The sequence below is a fragment of the Nostoc favosum CHAB5714 genome, assembly GCF_020829495.1.
Taxonomy (GTDB): domain Bacteria; phylum Cyanobacteriota; class Cyanobacteriia; order Cyanobacteriales; family Nostocaceae; genus Nostoc; species Nostoc favosum.
In genome coordinates this window covers 1-22,252 of sequence record NZ_JAIVFQ010000033.1, presented here as the reverse complement: position 1 = coordinate 22,252, position 22,252 = coordinate 1, and the positions used below count along the sequence as shown (strand labels likewise).

General features: G+C 39.6%; 9 protein-coding genes and 2 pseudogenes. 5 read left to right on the top strand and 6 right to left on the bottom strand.

Annotated features, from left to right (window positions below):
• Positions 1–34: 34 nt before the first annotated feature.
• The 5 genes and pseudogenes from LC586_RS20635 to LC586_RS20620 all read right to left on the bottom strand — a co-directional run.
• A complete protein-coding gene (locus LC586_RS20635; protein ID WP_229486573.1) occupies positions 35–4,201 on the bottom strand; it encodes a type I polyketide synthase in 4,167 nt (1,388 codons plus the stop codon).
• Between the two features lie 30 nt (positions 4,202–4,231).
• Positions 4,232–5,998, bottom strand: a complete 1,767-nt coding sequence (locus LC586_RS20630) for an SDR family NAD(P)-dependent oxidoreductase (RefSeq protein ID WP_229486572.1) — start codon at positions 5,996–5,998, stop codon at positions 4,232–4,234.
• Between the two features lie 154 nt (positions 5,999–6,152).
• Positions 6,153–6,839, bottom strand: a complete 687-nt coding sequence (locus LC586_RS20625; RefSeq protein ID WP_229486571.1) for a Rossmann-fold NAD(P)-binding domain-containing protein — start codon at positions 6,837–6,839, stop codon at positions 6,153–6,155.
• Positions 6,840–6,891: 52 nt separating this feature from the next.
• The gene (locus LC586_RS42705; RefSeq protein ID WP_438822917.1) at positions 6,892–7,140 is read right to left on the bottom strand and encodes a phosphopantetheine-binding protein; all 249 of its coding nucleotides are present in this window, start codon (positions 7,138–7,140) and stop codon (positions 6,892–6,894) included.
• A 99-nt stretch (positions 7,141–7,239) separates the two neighbouring features.
• Positions 7,240–10,971: pseudogene (locus LC586_RS20620) on the bottom strand (beta-ketoacyl synthase N-terminal-like domain-containing protein); the annotation flags it as partial.
• Positions 10,972–12,776: 1,805 nt separating this feature from the next.
• Here LC586_RS20620 and LC586_RS20615 point away from each other — a divergent pair.
• The 5 genes from LC586_RS20615 (at position 12,777) to LC586_RS20595 (ending at position 21,333) form a co-directional block, all read left to right on the top strand.
• On the top strand, positions 12,777–13,430 hold the full coding sequence (locus tag LC586_RS20615; RefSeq protein ID WP_229486569.1) for a sigma-70 family RNA polymerase sigma factor: 654 nt from the start codon (positions 12,777–12,779) through the stop codon (positions 13,428–13,430).
• Positions 13,431–13,479: 49 nt separating this feature from the next.
• Positions 13,480–14,397 carry a DUF1822 family protein gene (locus LC586_RS20610; RefSeq protein ID WP_229486568.1) on the top strand — a complete coding sequence of 306 codons (918 nt, stop codon included), beginning with the start codon at positions 13,480–13,482 and terminating at the stop codon, positions 14,395–14,397.
• 26 nt (positions 14,398–14,423) lie between these two features.
• Positions 14,424–16,796 (top strand): CHASE2 domain-containing protein, encoded by a 2,373-nt coding sequence (locus tag LC586_RS20605; RefSeq protein ID WP_229486567.1) that lies wholly within the window; start codon positions 14,424–14,426, stop codon positions 16,794–16,796.
• Positions 16,797–17,621: 825 nt separating this feature from the next.
• Positions 17,622–18,407, top strand: coding sequence for a DUF928 domain-containing protein (locus LC586_RS20600; RefSeq protein WP_229486566.1), 786 nt, complete (start codon positions 17,622–17,624; stop codon positions 18,405–18,407).
• A 220-nt stretch (positions 18,408–18,627) separates the two neighbouring features.
• The gene (locus tag LC586_RS20595) at positions 18,628–21,333 is read left to right on the top strand and encodes a CHAT domain-containing protein (protein WP_229486565.1); all 2,706 of its coding nucleotides are present in this window, start codon (positions 18,628–18,630) and stop codon (positions 21,331–21,333) included.
• 454 nt (positions 21,334–21,787) lie between these two features.
• Here the strand turns inward: LC586_RS20595 and LC586_RS20590 are convergent.
• Positions 21,788–22,252, bottom strand: a pseudogene (locus LC586_RS20590) (filamentous hemagglutinin N-terminal domain-containing protein); the annotation flags it as partial.

Genomic DNA, 22,252 nt, shown 5'->3' with positions numbered 1-22,252 from the left:
ACTCATATCTATAGTTTTGAATTTTGAATTGCTATCATGAATTTTCATATCTTTCAGTTAATTGCCAGCCCAAATTTTTGACGTAAGCAATTGTTTTACCACCAAAGAAAACATCGACATTGGCTATAATAAAAGGTTTTGGAGATAAGCCAATTTCAATAACTTCAAGTCGATAGTTCAAAATTCCTGAAGTTGGGGTAACTTGTCCACGAAAACGTACTATTTGGGGACGCTGAGGCACGATTTGGAATCTGCCATCTACAGTACTAGTTTGGAGTCCCAAGAAGAGGAGATAAAATTGTAATAACTGAGAACTACCTTCAACCATGAGACTACCGGGCATAGTCGGGTCATTTTGAAAGTGACAGAGAAAATACCAATCATCTGGTTCTACAGATTTTTGAGCCGTAACTAAACCTAATCCTGCTGCTCCCCCTTTAGGATCAACAGATAGCACTTGATCAATCATTAACAGCTTTTGTGGGGGTAAGCGTAGGGATGGATTCAAGCCATTTTGCTGATAGCGATCGCCAAAGCAACCAGCAATATTACCTTGGCTCAAATAGAGCAGGTCTTTCCATTCAAAAGTAGATTTTTCACAAAATAGTGGCGCTTGAAAATTCTGCTTCTGAATTTGGCTTTTTAGTTTTTCGTCACGCGCCGAAACAATAATACCTTGTCCTTGCTCTAGTTCCTCATCTGAAAATAGTCCGGCGCAGCCTCCAGATACTTTCAGAAACAGTTTGTCGTTAATAAAACATTCACAAGTAAAAAAGACGATCAAATTGTAATTAGTTCTGACATAAGAATTGATTTTGACAGTGTAACGAACAGTTTTAATCTCTTCGGGTTGCTCGCAGATAAATGTAGCAGTTAAGTCTAGTAAGCGAAATGACCGTTGCCCTTTATTCTCGAAGTCAGTCCCAAGATAGCCAAGTAAAAGTAAAAAACCCTGTGCTGACTCTTCATATATTCCTAGCGGAATATGACCATCAACCGAGTACCAAGCATCTTGAGGAAAATCATATTCAGTTTCGATGAAACCTGTATTATATTCACCTCGTTCACCTGCAATTTTCGTAACGCGACTGACAAATAGATAAGGAGGATTTGGTAGGCGTACTCGTCTCAGATAGGGGTCGATAACTTCAAAATCTTTACCCAATACTTTTGAAACTGTACCTTTAGCAAACTCCAAAACATCTACTTCATCGTAAACAACGTTTTCAGGCTTACGGCTAACATAATTTTTAGAGCGATCCGCATCATAAAAATCACGCTCTTTATCCATAGTTACCGCGATTTTCGACGAATCATTTGCTATGTAGGCATTGTTAGCAATCCTCATGCTTGTTTGTAGTTTTTCAGATCCAACTAAACTTAGTTGTTTCTGTTGCGGTTGTAAATCACTTGCTGACAAGCTGACTATATTTAAATCTTCACTACTTGTAGCAACAGGAATAAGTGGGTAGCGTTCTAGGGTAATAGTTTTTAGTAAAGATTTCTTTTTACTAACGCTTTCTTGTACTAAAGAATATAGTGGTGATAAATCCACAGATACACGATGGCTGAGAAGTTGTGCCAAAGCTTTGACAATGGCAGTATAATCATCACATCCTCTGCGATTTATGGATACGGTAGTGTGTTCTTTCTGTTTTAGGTTGTCAGCAATCCATCGGGAACAAGTGTTACCTGGGCCTATTTCAATGAATATCTTGGCTCCATCTTCATAAACTCGGTTAATCAGTTGAGGAAAATCAACACGCTGACAAAATCCTCGACTAATGTTGTGAGCTAGGGATTCTTTCTCAAGGGGAATCAAGTTGTAATTAGCTGATGAATAGAAATTAATTCCGGATACATTTTGAACGGGTGAGGTATTAAGTTTAATCAGATCATCGTATTCAGAAAGCATCAAATCGCAATGAAGTACCATATCAGCAGGTGAACGGAAAGCTTCACAATTCAAAGCTGCAATCACTCTGAGACAGGCTTGGGGTTCTCCAGCAATGACAACTTCTGTCGGCGTGTTGATATTTGTCAAATAGACCCGGTTTTCTTTTTCTAAGCAAGAACTAACTGCGGATACCGGAGCCATGAGAACATAGCTATGCCACACAGCTTCGCCCTCATTATTGGGATTGTCAGGTAAGCCCCAATAATCCCGAACTGTATTTTTAGCACCAACTAAGCGTGTTTTAAATAGTTCAGATGAATGGACAAAGTTGCTAACATCTTCACCGCTAGTCCAAGCATTCAGAGCGTACAGCATGGTGCTTTCGCCCATACTGTATCCAAATGCAGCTTGAGGCTCCACTTTAAAATAATCTCTTAATATATATGTTAACAATACTGAAAAACCTGTTCCAGTAACTTGCATTGCTAGAGGATCATTGAGCAATTTTGCTTCTAAGTCTTCTAGTTGCCTTTTTGATAATTTATTTAAACTTCTTGGATAAAGTTCTTTGTCTCTAAAAAATAAGCTGGAATTAGAAACAAATTTGGAGGCACGGTCATGAATTTTGGGAAATAAGTGGAAAAGTTTTCGACCCATCCCAATAAAGGAATTCAAAGCACCTGGGTAAACAAAGGCGATAGTACCTTGTTTCCCTAGAGGTTTAGCGGTGAAATAGCTACCTGATGGGCTTTTCCACTCTTTCCCTTGAGCAAAGGCATTAGAAATACCCTTACGCCCGCGCTGGATTTCCCGAAGCAATTCGTCTTGATTATGTCCGACAATTGCCAATGCATACGTCGCCTGGGAATCACTTTGAAAAGCAGCAAAAGTTTGACTAGCAGTGGTAGATAAAGATGAGCTATTTTTAATCGATTGCTCTAATACATCAAGTTTCTCAAGTAAAGTCGATTGGTCGCTAGCAGCAATTGGAAAAAGATAAAAGGGGCTTTGTTCCAAATACCTGTTGCTGCGGTTTTGCTGACTGGTGTCTTCTGACAATATTAAATGAGCGAACGTACAGTTATTAGCTAGGCTGTTAATAGCCGCTACTCTTTTCGTTAGTCCTGTACTCAAAAGCCAAGGTCTAGACTCGGTAGGGACGTAGAAAGGACTGTTTTGCCAAATTTCTGGCTTTTTCGGGCTAGACCACTGCGGTGTTGCCGGAATATAGCGGTTGTAAAGACACAGAGCAGTTTTAATTAAGCTGTCAATTCCAGATGCAATATGCGTATGTCCGATATTGGTTTTGACACTGCCAATTGCACAGATAAATTCGGAGTTAGGAACTCGATAGGCTTCGATTAAACCCTGGATTTCAGCCTCATCTTGTTGTTCAACCCCACTAGCAAAAACTTCCACATAGCCGATGTCTCTGGGACTCACTCCTGCTTTCTCAAAAGCGTTCTGGCAGGTTTGTCTGACTGATTTCTCTGGGGTAGCAGAACTTTTATGTATGAAACTAACCGCGTCAATCACTGCATAGATACGGTCTTGATCGTGGTGAGCTTTTTCATATCGCTTTAAAACGATCGCTCCGCCCCCTTCACCTACTATCGAGCCACTGGCATTACAATCATAACTGAGGGTAATACCAGTATTTGTGTCGGTGGTGCGATCGCAGTCCAGCCCAGCCAAATATACTGCACTTACAACAACAGCATCTACTGTCCCAACGGTGAGCAGCATTTTTGCTATCTCTAGCGCCTCAAAAATTGAATTTTCTTCAACATTTACAGTTAAATTAGGGCCGGAAATATTCCATAAACTAGAAATTTTTTGCAAAATAATATTTGTTTTTTCACTGGGATTATTTTCATTATCTATAATCTGTTGGTTAAACGCATCAAATTTAGTATTAATTTCGCTGTTTTGATTTTCTCTAATAGCAGTAACAATAGCTATTTTTTTTTGATTTTGGTTTAAATTTGCATCACTTAAAGCATTATCAATCACCTTCAGCATTAGTAACTGCTCAGGATCGTATTTGTCTAAGTCATTGGGTGGGATTTTGAAATGAAAGGCATCGATTTCAAAATCTTGAATGTAAGCTCCCAGTGATACTTCATCATTTTGAGAATCCTGTCCTTCCAATATTGGCTGATTTTGCTGTGTGCCTTGATATCTTGTAGAAGGAACAGGAATGAAATGTTGAGTTGCCTCGTAAATACTACGCTCAAAGTTATCCAATCCATAGCTTGTACCGAAAAAAGCATCCATGCCTACAATTGCCAGTTTTACTGTCATTTGTATTTCCTTATATATAACTAAGTATTATTAATTAACAATTTTTGAGTTATCTATTTCTAAACAAGAATTGTTTAAGAAAAGAAGGTTAAGCCGTTCACTTGTAGTAACTTGCATTTGTGAAATATGGATATATACTTGCCCTTGAGCATCATGTGCTGTGGCGCTAGCATATACATTACTTTCACTTTCTGATAAAACTTCTACAGAAACATAAAATTCTTGGTCTAATGGAATCGGTCTGAACTGTTTCAGATTTTGCACTTTCAAGGGTAAGCTACCTAAATTATAAAAGTGTCTGACCCAAACTAATAGGCACTGAAATAAAATATCAGATGTGTAAGGATTGAATGTTTGTAAGGGAAATTGCCCTTGTTTTTCTACTTCAACATTGTCTAATAAACATTGAGCAGTTAGTTTATCAGAAGTGATATTGAGAATCCGTTTTATTCCCTGAAAAATTGGTCTGTGAAATAACATTCCATTTTCATAAGGTAAAAGACTGAATACCTCTGGATCTTGATTTTGAGTAAATTCTTTATAAGTAGGCGCTGAAAGAATTTCCTGTACAAGCTTTATTTGAGCACTGTAATGATAATGAGGTATACCTTTGCTACTTTCGCTCCATAGCAACGCTTCAAAATTTATTTCTCCAGAATCAGATTTATTAATTTCCTTTAAATCCAAGAAATATTCTTTTGCAAGAGTTTCATCGAAAATAATTCCCTTAAGAACTTTGTAACTGTTACAATTAAAAAATTTGTAACCTGGGTAAAGTTGCTCACAAGTATTAGCAATCCATGCTATGCTGCACATCGCTGGCAAAACTGGATTACCGCCAATTACGTGATCGTAGACAAATGGGTTGGCTGCTAATGTTAATTTCCGGCGAATCCGAAATGACTGTAACTCAGGATTTAGCTGTTTTCTTTGGGCTACAATTGGGCTGCTAATTATCAAAGTTTGTGCAGTTCCATGATTAGAATAATTCAGTTCATTAACTAACATCTGGCTCCCAACTTCCATCGGGATTAGTTCCATATTTAGCTGCTCGAAGAACTTCTTTAATTGTGGTGTAACCATCCCGCCATCCCAAGGGCCCCAACCGATAGAAACTACGCGGCAATAAGGGTATTTACGCTGGAGTAAATAGGCTGTTTTATTGAGTATTTCGTTGGCTAGTGCATAATCCGATTGACCTGGATTACCATAAAAAGCTACAAAGGAGGAAAAGAGAACAATGAAATTTAATTGATTTGGTTTTACAGAATTAATTAAGCTTTCTAAACCTTCAACTTTAGCAGTATAAACAGTTTCAAAATCCTGCTCTGTTTTGTTTTCAATTAACTTATCTGCTAAGTTACCAGCCCCATGAATAATTCCTGTAATTTGCCCTAGTCGCTGAACGATTGGTGCTAATTCCACCTGTAAAGCAGAATAATTGGTAATATCGACACTGAGATATTCTGCTTGCCCTCCAGCTTGTTGAATCGTAGAGAGTGTTGTGCTAATTTCTCGCTGGGCTGATAAATAATTAAATGCTTTTTGGATTTTTACAGGTGTAGGTTTATCGCCTTGGGCAATTAAATCCTGCATAATCCGTTTTTTTATTTCAGTTTCATTATAGCAGTCTTTAGCCCATTCCGGTTCAGTTTTAGCAAGTTGAGAGCGGCCAAGCAATATAAATTTACACTGATATTGCTTTGCTAATTTGATGGTGCATTGCGCTGTAACCCCTCTTCCTCCACCGCTAACAAGAATAACGGATGATGAATCAATTTTGGTATTTCTATTCATTTTACTTATTTTTAGTGCGCCAACACAGGGATTGAGATGAGCTTAAACAAAGCGGGTTTCTGTGGTTTAACCTTTGTTATGTGTTATGTATAACCTTCAAGAAACCCAGCTTTTAATCTGCTGTAAAACCGCTCTAAGTTATACCTGTGGATTACTAAGCGATAGATGCTGTTTCGGATGCTAAAGTTACTCTTCCCTGAGAGTTATATGCAACTTCCAAAATTAGGGAATTAGGATCGTGCAGTTCAGCCATAATCAAGTTTGCTGAAGCTTCTGCATTTAATTCGGGACTCAGGTCGATTGCTCGGCAAAACACTCCTTCCCACTCCAGATTGAGAGTTTTTGTAAGACCGAACAGACCACCACTAATGGCGCTGAAGTCAATTGTTGCCCCTAGTCCAAACTCACCATCAAGACGAGCAACAGTGAGGAAACAACTACGTCCTGTTTGTGCAACTTGATTGAGCGATCGCTTTAAGTGCTTTGCTAAAAGAAATACACTCTTGAGGATGGACTTTTCAGATTTAGAATCACATACCTTATGTTCGGGATGTAGATGGATGAAAGCTCCAATCAAACCATAAGTCTGTGAGATAATTGCCAGTTGCTGTTGCAGATGTTCTTCACTAAAATCCGCAAGTACGACGCGATTCACTCCTTGGGGTAGAGGTGGGCGCTCCATAATCATAGATTGAGGAAAGCTAAGAACAACTACTTGCCAACCTTCCTCGCTCAATAGTTTAGCTAATCTATTGGTGGTCAGGGAACCGTCATCTGTAAGTAGACAAGTATGAAACTCAGGTAGAGTAAATTGCCAGAAATCAGGTACAGATAGAGGCATAAGTTTGACCAGACAGCGCCGAATGCGGTGATTTATTTGAGGTTGCTGGTTATCAGACCACGCTGAAGCATTTTTTTTTAGCCTCTGCTATCTTTGTCCCCAAGTAGGCACTAATCTTGCCAATTGTTCGCTGTTCTCCTAGTTCTTCTGGACTCAACTTGGGCAAATTAGGAAATAAATCCTGCATTGCACCGATAATTTCGGCCCTTTTAATTGAATCAATTCCCAAATCTGCTTCTAAGTGCATTTCTGCCTCTAACATCTCTGCTGGATAACCTGTTTTATCACTGATTACACTCAACAAAGACTCGACTATAGAAGCATTATAAGACTCTGTTTCTATAGATGAATTTTCTTGCGTAGCGGGTAATGGAATAGTCAGATGATTGATTGAATTAGTTTGTACTTGGGCAACTGGTGTGATAGATACCAAAGTATTAACAGGAGTTTCTAGTTTAGGTGTCTGATCACCAACAGAAGTAACCTGTGGCTGGACAACTGGCGTCGTAAATGCCAAAGTATTTGCCGGAACCTGTTGTTGAGTTTCTAATATTGGTGCTTGAGTAACAACAGGAGTAGCCTGTAGTTCAGCAATTTCTGTACTGGCAGTTGCACCTAAATTAGCTTGTAGCTCGTTAGTTAGTGTTTTTTCAACAGTTGAATCTATGCACTGACGGTTGGTATTAGTACTTCCTTGTAGCACACGATATTGTTCCTGCATCAGTTGGAAAAAGGATTGAGAGGATTGTGCTTGACTCTTGAGGTATTGGTCATGTACCCGCAGAATTTCCGACTGATGATTATAAAACTGGATCAAAACATTCTCTAAATAAGTACCTACAACAGGAAAGGTATTATGAGCGGATTGGGAAATAGGTTGCATCATTTCTTTTGACTCAATGTAAGGAACAATAAAAGACAAATCTGAAGTATTAGCAGTCTCTGTTAGCGGATGTGCAGACGTCGCAGACATAAAGTCGGTTGAAATCACATCTGTGTTAACAGTTATAGGTTCTAAAAAGGCAATATCTGCGTTGACAGTTGGTTCTGGTAGCGTGACATTGATGGGAACATTTGTATTGACAGTTGGAGCTGTCAGTGAAACGAATTGAGCAGCAGTAGCTGTTTCAGGTTGATTGACCATTTCTGGCTGTATCTGGTGACCATCTTGCAAAGCTTTTTCAAAAGCTGTTTTTGTTTTCTCACTGACATAGTTACTGCCCTTAAGAGTTATATTCAGCCGATTATTTTTTGCAACTTCGGTAGATAGAGGCTCAAACTGATAAGGATCAAGGTTTTGTAAGGGTAAACCAGCTACACGTAGTTGCATAACTGCCTGCCGCATTTGGAGATCGCTATCTTTTTCCCGACTGGGATTTAGGGCGATCGCTAGGTGGGGGCGATCGCCAAGGGTAGCTTTCACAAAATTGGTAAGGATTTGTCTGGGGCCAATTTCCACGAAGCAATAACCACCAGCAGCATAGAGATTCTCTATTTCTTGTTCAAACAGTACCGACTGAAGAAGATGCCCTTCAAGGGTTTTTTGAATGCTCTCAGGCTCAGTTGAGTAAGCTTTGCCAGTGGTATTGGAATAGACGGGAATTTTTGGACTGTGGAAAGCGATCGCCCCAATCGCTTCGGCAAAGGGTTGGCACGCATGACTGACGAAACGGGTATGAAATGCCGCAGATACGGGTAGTGGGGTGACAGAATAACCGCGTTTGCTCAGAATTTGTTGGATGGTAGCAATTTCTGGCTTTGCCCCCGATAGCACAACCTGATTTGGAGAATTAAAGTTGGCAACATTAAGATGAGATAAACCCTTGATTATTTCGGGAATTTGCCGAATTTCTCCATTTACAGCCAGCATACTTCCAGCATCACAATCAGCATCATTTTTTGTGCTACTCATTGCTTGACCCCTAGCTTTAACTAGGTAGAAGTAATCTGCATCACTCAAAACCCCAGCAGCCCAGAGAGCCGTTAATTCTCCAAAGCTATGCCCCATAACAAAATCTGCCTTGAACCCAGCCTGTTGGAGGATTTTGTATAAACCCGCACTAAAAGCGCCGATCGCTGGTTGAGCATTTTCAGTCCGTTGCAAAGCTTCAATCTGGCTAGCTTTTTGATTGCTGTCAAATGTAGGATGAGGGAAAACAACTTGAGAAACTGGTTGTAAACCATTATGAATGAAGAGGTCATCCAGAGATTTGTAGGCTTGGCGCAGAGTAGGGAAGTTAATGGCTAGTTTACTACCCATATTCAAATATTGAGATCCCTGCCCTGGAAACATAGCCACCACTTTACCTTCAAGAGACATACCTAACTTGCGGTAGTAAACCCCACGAGGATGTTCCCAAGTTGATGCTTGCGGTTGTTTTTGGAGCTGCTTAATCGCAATCTGTAGTAATTCCCCAACTTCTAGTTGGGATATAGCTACAAACCCCACTCTGGCGGCAGCAAGAGGAATATCTGAAGATTTAGAGCAATTAATTAGTTCTTTATAGTATTGATTGCCAGTAGCGGATTCTAACTGTGACTTTGCATCCTCACATTTAGCCAACAACTGCTCTGGAGTATCAGCCCAAAGTAGAACTGACTGGGGAGCGTTGTGCAAACGATAAGCAAAGTTTTGTTCGCTCTTATATTCTTCTAAAACTACATGATAATTTGTGCCACCAAAACCAAATGAACTTACTCCAGCTCGTCTCGGTGTGTCTGCATCCGGTTGGAGCCAAGGTCTTACCTCCGTGTTTAGGTAAAACGGAGAGTTGTCAATTCCAAACTTAGGATTCGGATTAGTAACGTTAATAGTGGGCGGTAGTACCTTGTGATGTAGAGCCAGTACCGCTTTAATCAGACTCGCAGAACCCGCAGCAGCCTTAGTATGTCCAATCTGAGATTTGACACTCCCTAGTGCAATATGCTCTTTTTGAAGGTTGTTCTCACTGAAAACTTCATTTAAGGCTGTAAACTCGCATAAGTCACCAACTGGGGTTCCCGTACCATGCGCTTCGATCAGCCCAATACTCGTGGGAGGAAAACCTGCATCTTCATAGGCCCGGCGTAATGTCCTAGTTTGCCCTTCTGGATGAGGGGCGTAAATGCTCTTAGATTTCCCATCACTACCAGTACCCATACCTTTGATGACTGCATAAATGCGATCGCCGTCGCGCTCTGCATCCTCAAGGCGTTTCAGCACCAACATCCCAATACCTTCACCAACCATCATCCCATCCGACTCCGCATCGAAAGGATTCAAATAGTCTTTTTTAGATGAGGCGGGTGTTTTGCTAAAACACATATAGTTGAAAATAGAGTTATCAGTCTCTACCCCACCGGTGATCATCATGTCGCATCGGCGCTCAATTAACTCGCTGATAGACATCTTCAGAGCGGTTAGGGAACTAGCACAGGCTGCATCTACTACGCAATTCATTCCTCCCAAATCCAGGCGGTTGGCAATCCGTCCAGAAACTACATTGGCGAGCCAACCCGGAAAGGAATTCTCTTCCCAACCTACATAAGCCAGCTTCATTTTCTCAATGACTTTCTGCGTATCTTGATCGGACATTCCACTGCTTTTGAGAACTTTTTCCCAAACAGGATATTGCAATCGAGTAGTCAACGGGACGATTAATTGCATACATCCCCCAATCACACCCAAAACTACACCGGTGCGTTGACGAAGCTTATCGTGGATATCGCTACTAAAGTTTTTCGATTCCCCGTAACCGGCATCTTCCATCGCAGCTTTTGCCACAACTAACGATAGTAACTGGGCAATATCAGTCACTTCCAAAATATTTGGAGGCAGCCCAAATTCCAGAGGGTTAAAATCGATGTCTGGGATGAATCCACCCCGCTTACAGTAGGTTTTATCGGGAGATGTAGGATCTGGGTCGTAGTAGTCGTCTATATTCCAGCGAGAAGTGGGAATATCAGTAATGCAATCGACTTTGCCAATAATATTATCCCAATATTCCTGCAAGTTTTTAGCTTTCGGAAATAAAGCAGACATACCTATAATGGCAATTGGAACCCGTTGCAGTTGACTATGCAATTGCTCTTGACTTTGAGCATCCATATAATTTATTTCTTTTCCTAGAGAACTATTTTGATGCACTTTGATAAACTTGCTGGTTTATTTGGCTCTAATTAATATTCAAGGGTTAATTCATGTTTTACGGAAATTTCAGCTTTTTTTATTTTCATATTTATTTCTCACTGGTAAGCTACCTCTTGGGTAGGAATATAAGCAGTTGGTGTTATGGCGCAAACCCATTTAAATTACTTTTGCTCACAACCAACGTTAAAAATACAGCAGATTTCAAGTTGGTGAGGTACACAAGCTAAGTATATTACCCAGGTATAAAGAGTGTTTTACTACTGAATTATGTATTTTTAATTTTGCTGTGAACACTCTTTACATTAACTATCTTATTCAACTAGAATACAAGAGGAAAAAATCAGGTAAATATTCTATATAAAATCAGGTATAGAATTAATCAAAGAACAAATAATCAGGATCTAAAGGTGAAAAATTTAAAAAAATAGGAATAAATCAGGTTGAAAACGTAAACGACGATAAAACGCTCCTCTAACCAGCAATTCTCATTAGACATCTCCTTAATATAATCGAAAGACCAGTTTTTATCATCTGTCCCATTGATGAGAACTATACCTGATATCATGTCCGGCTAATTAGTTACAGATACCACAAAAATTTGAAACCCCTCTTTCCCTCTGCCCCGTATGGTCTTAATGATAAGTCTTTAACCGGACACGATATGATAGCTTCCAGCTTGCCTGCCATGATAATCTTCTTATAATTATGTGATTTGACTTTGGCAAAGTTGTGTTGTCTGGGATTAAACTTTGAATTCTCTCCTGCCACTTCCTTTTTGCCTCTGTAGTGTCATCATTCCAAAATTTAAAATTTTCGCAGGAATTTAATATCTTTACAAAAGTTTATATTTAACCAAAATCAACTTACAGGTGACACAAAACTAAATTAGGAGTTACGCACTGTACAAATGCATCGTGATGTGCATTACCTAAAATAGGAAGTTTTCAGGCTTTTCTTAATTATTCTGCGATCGTAATACCATTTCTTTGTGAGGCTGCGCCAAACCCTTTTAACTTCTTTCTTTCTTTCTTTGTGTCCTTTGCGTCCTTTGCGGTTCGTTTCTCTTTCTTCTTTCTTGTACTTAAATATGGTTTAGCGCATCTTTATACAGAATTGGTATAAGGGACTTCCAAATAAAAAAATACTCAAAAATTAACGAAAAAGCTCTCTCCTCCTCATTCCTCTGTGTCGCGCCAGTTGCTACAAGTCTCTTAACCGCAAGGGCGCACTGGCTTCTCTGTGTCTGGAGTGGTAGCCTGCGGCAAGCCGATGCAGCGTCTACGTTTATTTGGGTAATTTATTTCTTGGAAGTCCCTAAATAGACCATGCTGTAGGGGCACAGCAATGCTGTGCCCTTACGAAAGATATAGTTTTTAACATTGATCCATATTTAATATTTCTTGTCAATGCGTAAGTCCTATAAATTATGTATTCAATAGGCAGATTAGTTCTATAGGAATGATATTTGATTTTTGAAATACATGTAGGATGTAAAAGCGTTTTGTAATGCACCATCCGGAGACTTTGTTGCGCTACAGTCTCCGTCCTAACGCGCCCTATATATACTTAGATTTTTCACGTAATTTAAGCAAATTGCTACATACAAAAAAGGCAAATCCCTATGAAAGACTGGTGAGAAAACTTTTTATGAATTTTTGCGAAAAACTTGAACTTGAGTTTGATAACTAGATAATAAGCTCTAATAACACAGGTATTAAACGTTAAGTTATGGATTCGTTTATTAGAAATTTAAACAGTCAGAGGCATCTCTAGACTACTTCTGCAAGTATTTCACCAGGAGATTTTCTATGACAAACGTCCACACAGTAAGTAATCTAAACCAACAACTCCAGCATCTCGTTGCCCAAGCCTGTTCGTATCCAGCAAAAAGTTTGATGCGGCGGCAAAAACTTAGTGAGATAGTTAGAGTCGTAATGAAATCGGGCAAACTCTGGAAAGAGAACACAGCTTATTATAATGATGCTCTGCAACAAACTTGGTTATATTTCTGCCGGAACCCAGAGCAGTATAACCCGGAGAGTTGTAGTGTGATCACCTGGCTCGACAATTGTCTCAAGTGGCGACTGCAAGATTTTCGCTCTAGAGAAGCCCAAATTCAAGCTAAGACTGTTTTTATATCTAGCTTGGAAATTGAAAATACAACGGAAGCAATCGAAAGTTTGCCAGCAGCAGCTGATATTCCACCAATTTTGGAAGAGACTTACCAATGGGCTTTTACAGATCCAGACAATGACTTAGCCAGTACTCATGTTAAAGGACGACCTGAGGTAACTTGCCAAATATTGATCCTGCGACGCCTGCCTCCAGAAACTCCCTGGAAAAACATCGCTAAGGAATTCAACTTACCCCCATCAACTGCACCCAATTTCTATAAACGTGAATGCTTACCTCGCTTACGAAATTTTGCTCTCAGGCAAGGGTATCACGAAATTTGGGATTAAGGCAGAGATATCTAAAGTAGAAGACTATCTATAAAGTGGAAGGAAATTTATGATTCATAACACTAAAAACTTAGAAGAAAAATCCATTCCGGTATCTATTACCCAAGCAGCGCTAAAGATAGCACGCTTTTTTGCTGATGAACAGGTGACACCAGAAAAGAAAAAGCAGGTATATCTTAATACGTTGGCCGTATGTGCGGTAAATGATTATATGGAAATGATGAACATTCCCACATACCCAAAGGCTAGCGATAGTTGGAATTGTGCCATGCGCTATTATGCAGATGTGGCTGACCTCAAGTTGAGTGCATTGGGTCACTTAGAATGTCGCCCCGCAAGCCCTGGTCATCTCTGCTATATTCCACCAGAAATCCCGGATGACAGAATCGGCGTAGTTGTAGTTGAGCTAGACATAGAACATCAACAAGCAGTTTTAGTGGGGTTTGCTAAAACAGTAAAAGCTGGTGAACTTTTTTTTAACGAGTTAGAGACTATTGAAGACTTACTTGCATATCTTGATTCACTTGAAAGCAACCCGACGGAAGTCAAGTTGAGCTACTGGTTACAAAATATAATTGATGCAGGTTGGCAGCCAATAGAAAAAATTTTAGCATCAAAAACACCACAATTAGCTTTTCGTTATCTAAACGGAGTGACGCGGGGTAAGCTAATTGACATGGGGATAGAACTTCCGGGACAATCGCTGGCATTAGTTGTTACACTCACACCAAAAAATTCTGTAGAAATCCAACTGAAATTGCAGGTGCATCCATCCGATGAGCAAGCCTACTTACCCAACAATCTCATCGTTAAAGTGATAGATGAGAAAGGGACTACTGTTATGGAAGCTCACGCTAGAAGTGGCAGTACTCATGTAACACTAGAGTTTAATGCTCAAATAGGAGAACATTTTAGCGTTAACTTAGAATTGGGAAATACTAATATTACTGAGAATTTTGTTATTTAAGTACATACATTGGTTGATTCCTACTCATGCAGAAGTTGGTTGTGTTGAAGCTAGATGGTGATTTAAGCCAGGGGGTAAAAGTCACACTTGAGATCGGAGCAGAAGGCGATCGCGCCAGTATAGAAGTTCAAGGCTATCTGACCCCAAAGCCAGAGATCATTGCAGATTATGAGCTTTGGCGAATAACCTATCGCAGTTTATCAAATTTTCGCCTTACACCTGTGAACATTCATGTCGGAAGTTCTCTTAGTGAGTATCTTAAAAAATGCCGCAAGTTAAACGAAAAGTTAAGTCAGCAAATGAATAGTTGGCTCAACTGTAACTCGTTTCGCCCACTCAAGGAGAAATTACTCAAACAGCTAACATTAGATGATACAGTGCGCGTACTAATTAAAACCAGTGACACTTGGCTACGTCGTCTTCCGTGGCATTTATGGGATTTTTTTGAGGATTACTCTCAAGCAGAAGTTGCCTTAAGCGCACCAGAATATGAATATCTGGCAAAATCAAAGACAAGTACTACTGGAGGGAAGGTAAAAATCTTAGCAATTCTGGGTAATAGTGAGGGAATCTTAATTGAGAAAGATCGAGAGCTATTGGAGATGTTACCAGATGCAGAAACAACTTTTCTCGTAGAACCACAGCGCAGCCAGTTAAATGAACAAATTTGGGAACAAGACTGGGACATATTATTTTTTGCAGGTCATAGTGAGAGCCTTGAGGATGGTAAGAGCGGCAATATTTATATTAATAAAACAGATTGCTTGACAATTGATGAACTAAAGTATGGTCTTTTAAAAGCTGTCAGCAAAGGGTTGCAGTTAGCGATTTTTAATTCTTGTGATGGACTAGGACTAGCACATCAATTAGAAGACTTGCACATCCCACAAATTATCGTTATGCGGGAAGCAGTGCCAGACTTAGTGGCACAGGAATTTTTAAAGAATTTCCTCAAAAAATTTTCCAGTGGTGAGTCTATGTACTTAGCAGTACGAGAATCAAGGGAAAAATTACATGGCATTGAAGATAAATATCCTTGTGCGGTTTGCTTACCTGTAATTTGCCAAAATCCAGCAGCAGTGCCACCTACTTGGAAAGATTTTCTGAGAAATCCCCAAACAGAAATTAGCAAGCCTCAAGTAAATAAATATAGAACTAAAGCACAGTTACGGTGGCGTAGTATTCAAGCAGTGCTGTTATCAAGTTTGGTTATTAGTGGTTTGGTAATGGGGGTGCGATCGCTTGGGTTATTGCAACCATCAGAATTAAAAGCTTTCGACCACATGATGGGGCTACGCCCAGAGGAAAAACCAGATTCGCGTTTTGTGATCGTCACTATTGATGAAGCGGATATCCAGTATCAGAACCGCATGAATATGAATATGCGATGGTCACTCTCAGACCAAGCACTCGCAGAATTATTAAAAAAACTAGATCAGTATCAGCCAAGAACTATCGGCTTAGACATCTATCGTGATTTTCCTGTAGACTCCAATAGTGCAGATTTAGCAACTAGGCTACAACAAGATAAACGTCTTTTTACCGTATGCAAAGTTTCTGCGGCTCTTGATGGTGCGCCAGAAGGCACTCCTCCACCGCCTGAAGTTCCAGAAGAACGCCAAAGCTTTAGTGATTTTGTTGCAGATGATAATGACATAGCCCGCCGTCAGCTTTTGCATTTAACACCTCCTTTAACATCTCCGTGTGCGGCAGAATATGCTTTTAGCCTCCAAATCGCGCTTCATTATTTGGAGGCTAAAGGTATCAATTCATATATCAACTCACAAGGTAACTTGCAGATAGGCAACGTCGTATTTAAGCAATTAAAATCTCATACTAGCGGCTACCAAGGAATCGATGCATCGGGTTATCAAGTGCTAGCAAATTACCGTTCGCTTTCTTCTCCTCAAAACATTGCTCAACAAGTATCTCTCAGAGATGTTCTTAACAATAAAATTAATTCGGAATTAGTCGAGTTATTGAAGGGGCAGATTATTTTGATTGGTGTTACTGCTCCAACAACTACTGATTACTGGAAAACTCCTTATAGTGCTAAAGCAGAGTCAAATCAAAAGCTGATACCAGGGGTCTTTGTTCAAGCTCACATGACCAGCCAGATCCTCAGTGCTGTTCTAGATCATCGACCTCTGCTTTGGTGGTGGCCGACTTGGGTTGAAGCACTTTGGGTATGGGGATGGTCGTTATTAGGAGGAATTTTAGCATGGTATATTCGGCATCCTATGCGTCTTGGGGCAGCTGGGATAATAATGCTATTCTCATTATTTAATATATGTTTTGGGATTTTTACCCAGGCAGGATGGATACCATTTATCCCACCAGCATTGGCATTAATAGCTACACAAGTAGCTGTTGTGTCTAGAGGCGTTCGTAATCGGTAGCTTTCGTAAGCAACTTTTTATATATTTACATTGATAATGTTATTATATTTAGTATTAACACGCTAAAAAGCTCAAAATAACACCATGCAACATTGCAAACATTGTAAATAAATATAAAATTTTTCATTCCCAAAGTAGTCAAGAATATTTACAATTCTTTACTTAACTCAAAATTATATATTTGAGCGGAAATTAGATTAAGCATTTTATAGTTTATATCTACCGTAATCTTAGAGGTTCAGCACATCTGATCAAGAAGAAGACTTAGTATCAATAAGTAAGCATTATTGATATTATTTTAGGCGTAATTATTTGTTGTGTAGCGTGGATCTAAAATGTGACAGATGGTATCTTTTTATAGGGTAAGTGCTTAGGCATCGCTTTAATCCTTGGGAAACAAACCAAACGAGAAACTTTAATTATTCGTTTATACACAAATTAAAGTTTTTGTCAAGAAAAATTTAGATAAACTCACTTTCCGTAATCTTATATCTTTCTAGTGTAGTTACATTAGTAAATTGTTGAATACAGTAAATTACTGCAATGTCTTTCATAGTCACGGTAAATGCATTTAAAGAATAAAAACCCTTTAATAGCAAGGGTTTGGACTTTTCATTGTCTCGGCTATTTTAAATCAATATCCTTACACATTAAGGATTTCAATAATTACGTGTGTTTGCCCTGCTTTCATCGCTGCTTATAAAACTTTAGTGTGTTTCACATTTATCATTCTTACTACAAGCTTAAAGTTAGTTTCTTTTCTGTTACTGACGTTTATATTGCTTAGTTCAACGGAGTATATTTTTGATGAAACTTACTTGCATTATGACTTTAGTACTTTTTGGATTGGTAAGTTGCCCCACAACAGTTTCGGCACAACTGGTTCAATTACTTAACCAACCCCTTGTTAATAAACCTAGCCAATCTACTCAACTTCCAAAATTTCCAGCTAGCGGCGGCGGCGCACCTACTGGACGTCGTAAAGGAGGTACAAGCCGTGATGGTTGCACTCCGTTGAACACGCCAATTACTGCTTTAGTTCCTGGTGAAGAAATTGGGGATGAATCAAAATCTTTTTTAACATTCACTATCTCTGAATATCCAACTTTTTGGTTTTTTGTACCCGAATTACCAAAGAATGCTGTTCTTGGGGAGTTTAAACTTCAAGATGAAAATGGCAAAAACATCTACACGACATCTCTATCACTACCACGAAAGGCTAGTATTTTTGGTATTAAGTTACCGCACAATTCACAGTCGGCTCTAAAAATCAAGAAAAACTATCAGTGGTATTTTAAAGTTTTCTGTGGCAATCTCCAGGAACAATCAGAGTATTTTTATGTGAATGCATGGATACAGCGTGTGCCATTAAATTCTAATCTTGAAATTCAATTGAAAAGCACACCACAAGAATATACTACCTATGCTCGTAACCAAATTTGGCAAGATGCTTTAACTAATTTAGCTACTCTGCATCGTTCTAATCCCAACTCACGCATTTTTACAGAAGATTGGACACTTTTGTTAAAAGATGTTGGTTTGGCAGAACTTGCAACAGCACCGATTGTAGAACTTGAGAGTGAGGAAAAGACCGTAACTCAATCAAATTAGTATAAGAGGATGTTTGAAAAGTTTTCTTCTCGGTAACAAAACGTTCTAGATCCCCCTAAATCCCCCGATACATTGGGGGACTTTAATTCCGGTTCCCCCCTTTTTAAGGGGAGCCAGCGCGGTCTTGGGGTCTCCCCAAGTGGAGCGACTGGCGTGGGCTAGGGGGGATCAGTTAGTGCAAAGATACAGCCAACCACTTTTCAAACAACCTCTAAGAGATATGGCTAAATTAACAATATTATTGCGTATGCTACAATCTTGTTCGAGATTCTTGACCTTTTTCTTACTCCTAGTAGGAACAGCCATACTGTGCATTTTTAGTTCACCTGTTTTAGCAACTTTTTCTCATATAAGCCTAAATATTCCACAAACTAAGATTCAAAACTCATCTGCCTTAGATCAAAGCTTAGTAGAACAGGGTAAAGCTTTGTATGAGGCGGGTTTATTTACTGAAGCACTTCAGGTTTTAGAACAAGCTGCTATTGGCTTCTATAACACAGGAGACAAACTTAACCAAGCTGTAGTGTTAAGCAATCTTGCCTTGATTTATCAACAGCTTGGCAAACAGACACAAGCCGAACAAACAATTAACCAAAGTCTTAATTTGTTAAAGAATTTAGATAGCTCAAAAGACCGTGCTGCAATTATAGCGCAATCTCTAGATGTACAAGGAAAGTTACAATTAGCCCAAGGACAAACTGAAATCGCGTTGTCCACTTGGCAAAAAGCTGCTGATATATATGAGCAAATAGGCGATCGCGCCACACTAACTCGTAATCAGATTAACTCTGCTCAAGCTATGCAGGCTTTAGGGCTTTATCGCCAAGCACAAAAAACTTTAACTGAAGTTCAACAAAACCTTACTACTCTTCCAGATTCATCGCTCAAAGTTGCTGGACTAGATAGCCTTGGCAATGTCCTACGAGTTATTGGTGATTTCAATGAATCACGAAAAGTTTTAGAGCAAAGTTTAACTCTAGCAACAGCTATACAATCTCCAACAGCTATAGGTGATACCTTTTTAAGTTTAGGTAATACAGCCTTTGCCGAAGGAAAAACTCAACATGAGGTAGGGAATACAGACCTTAGTCAACAAGAATTTCAAGCTGCTTTAAACTTTTATCAGCAAGCGGCTATAAACGCACTAGGTACTACGCGCATTCAAGCACAGCTAAATCAACTTAGCCTGCTTCTAGAATTTTTCTCTAAAAAAGAAGCCGCAAATACGTTTAAACAAGCTTTATCCTTGTCTGAGCAAATTCTGGCTGAAATTAATAAATTGGTTCCTAGCCGAAACTCAGTATACGCTCGGATTCAATTCGCCTCTATTTTAATGGACTTAACACAAAAAACTAATGCACCTATTTTATCAAATTTAAATATTGCCCAACTCTTGTCTACCGCGATACAGGAGGCCCAAAGCCTAAAAGACCAGCAAGCCCAATCTTATGCTCTTGGAACTTTGGGTCGTCTGTATGAAAAGAATAAGCAGTTAGCTGATGCTCTAGAACTAACAACAAAAGCTTTATTTATTGCTCAAACTGTTGATGCATCAGACATTCTCTATCAGTGGCAATGGCAGCAAGGACGTTTACTCAAGCAACAAGGAAATCTCAATGCTGCGCTCAAGGCGTATGATACAGCTTACAAAACTTTAGAATCTCTTCGTGGTGATTTAGTTGCTAGTAATTTAGATGTTCAGTTTTCTTTCCGAGAAAGTGTAGAACCTATCTATCGAGAGTTAGTTGAATTACAGTTGCTAACAGAAAATACCCAAGAGGATCAACAGAGTAGTCAATACAATCTTAAACAGGCACGTAAAGTCATTGAGTCACTCCAGGTTGCAGAACTGAATAACTTTTTTCGCTCACCTTGTTTAGAACCAATTGTAGAGATTGACAAAGTGGTGGAGCAGGATAAAAAGGCAGCAGTTATCTATTCAGTTATTTTGCCCGATCGTTTCGATGTTATCCTTACCTTGCCTAATCAACAATTACAGCACTATACCACTAAGATACCTCAAGAAAAAGTAGAGAGTACTGTTACTTCACTACGGAAATCTTTAACAGATGTCGCGGGCACTTATGAAGTGAAAGAACAGTCCCAAAAAATATATAACTGGTTAATTCAACGAGCCGAAACTGAATTAGTTAAAAGTGGCATCAATACTTTAGTTTTTGTACTGGATGGGGAATTAAGAAATATTCCGATGGGGGTTCTTTACGATCCACAGCAAAATAAATATCTCATGGAGAAATATGCGATCGCTTTAACTCCTGGTTTACAATTGTTTAATCCTAAACCCTTGCAAAAAGTACAGTTAAATGCTTTAACTGCCGGAGTAGGAGAAGCGCGTTCTATAGGAGGTCAGAAATTTTCAGCCCTGAAAAATGTAGCACGGGAACTCAAAGAAATTCAAACTGAGGTTCCTAGAAGTGAAGAACTGTTAAATCAGCAGTTTCTCGATAGCAACCTGCAAAAACAATTGCTTGCAACTCCTTTTTCTATAATTCACTTAGCAACTCACGGTGAGTTTAGTTCAGATCCTGAAAGAACTTTTCTTCTCACCTGGGATAAGCTACTGAAAGTTAAGCAATTTGATAGTTTATTACGAGTTGGCGATAGAAGTAGGTCTGGTAACATCGAGTTACTTGTCTTGAGTGCTTGCAAAACTGCTCTTGGTGATCAGCGAGCTGCTTTAGGATTAGCTGGTATAGCTGTACGAGCAGGCGCACGCAGTACGCTAGCAAGTTTATGGTCAGTGGATGACCAATGGACTGCTAAACTTATGAGTGAGTTTTATCGAAACTTAAATACTGGGATCAGTAAAGCCCAAGCACTCCAGCGTGCTCAATTAACTGTATTTGCTAAACAAAAAAGCCCTTATTTCTGGGCACCTTATGTTTTAGTAGGAAATTGGCTTTGAGATATACAATTGCTACAAGACATATTCCAATACGCTTGGGTTAAGGCTAAAAACTAAAACTGGCGTAGGTTGGGTTGAGGAACGTAGACCCAACATTATCAAGGCTTTGTTGGGTTTCGCTTATGCTCAACCCAACCTACTATTCTTCTTAACCCAACCGTATTGATATCAAGTCCGGATAATTAGTTATGATTACCACAGTCATTACACCCCACCCCCAACCCCTCCCCGCTTGCGGGGAGGGGAGACGAAGCGTAGCTTTGGCGGGGTGGGGTTCTTGGGATTTAGTAAGCAATCAAGCGGACATTATATGAGACATATTCCTGTATTGTTCATTAGACATCTGGTGAAAAGAATGTAGAGACGTAGCATTGCTACGTCTCTACAAGGGTTTTAGATAACGCATATTTAATTTCTGGAGATGTCTAGTATTTGAGCAATTATTGACGCTCATTTACTGATGAGCTTGATAATTACTGCAAGATACAGCCTTGTGCCATGAACCACGACCCCCACCTGGAACATTAGCTGTAAGTACCACTTCTCCTTTTTCATTTACCACCCATCCATTTGCTTCTACAATACGTTCTGGTGTGGTGGTAACTGGGTTAGTAGTAACAGGTTGACTGTTGCTCCGGCGTAGCCCGCCAAAGGCATCGCTGCTAGGTTTGAGCGCCACCCAAGCTACTTCTACTGTGCCATTCGGGAGAACATCCTTAGTGGGATTAGGAGGTAAACCCCCTCGTCCGGTGATAATAAAGCTGCTTTGAGCATAACCTGGACTATCGCAGGCTTGCGCGACTTCAGTTTCTACAGCTATTGTGGGTAGCTCAACTAAGCCACTGTTGGGATCGATACCAGGTGTATTAAGTTCTACTGAACCGTTGAATTGAGAACTTGCTCCTGTAGCAGTGATGTC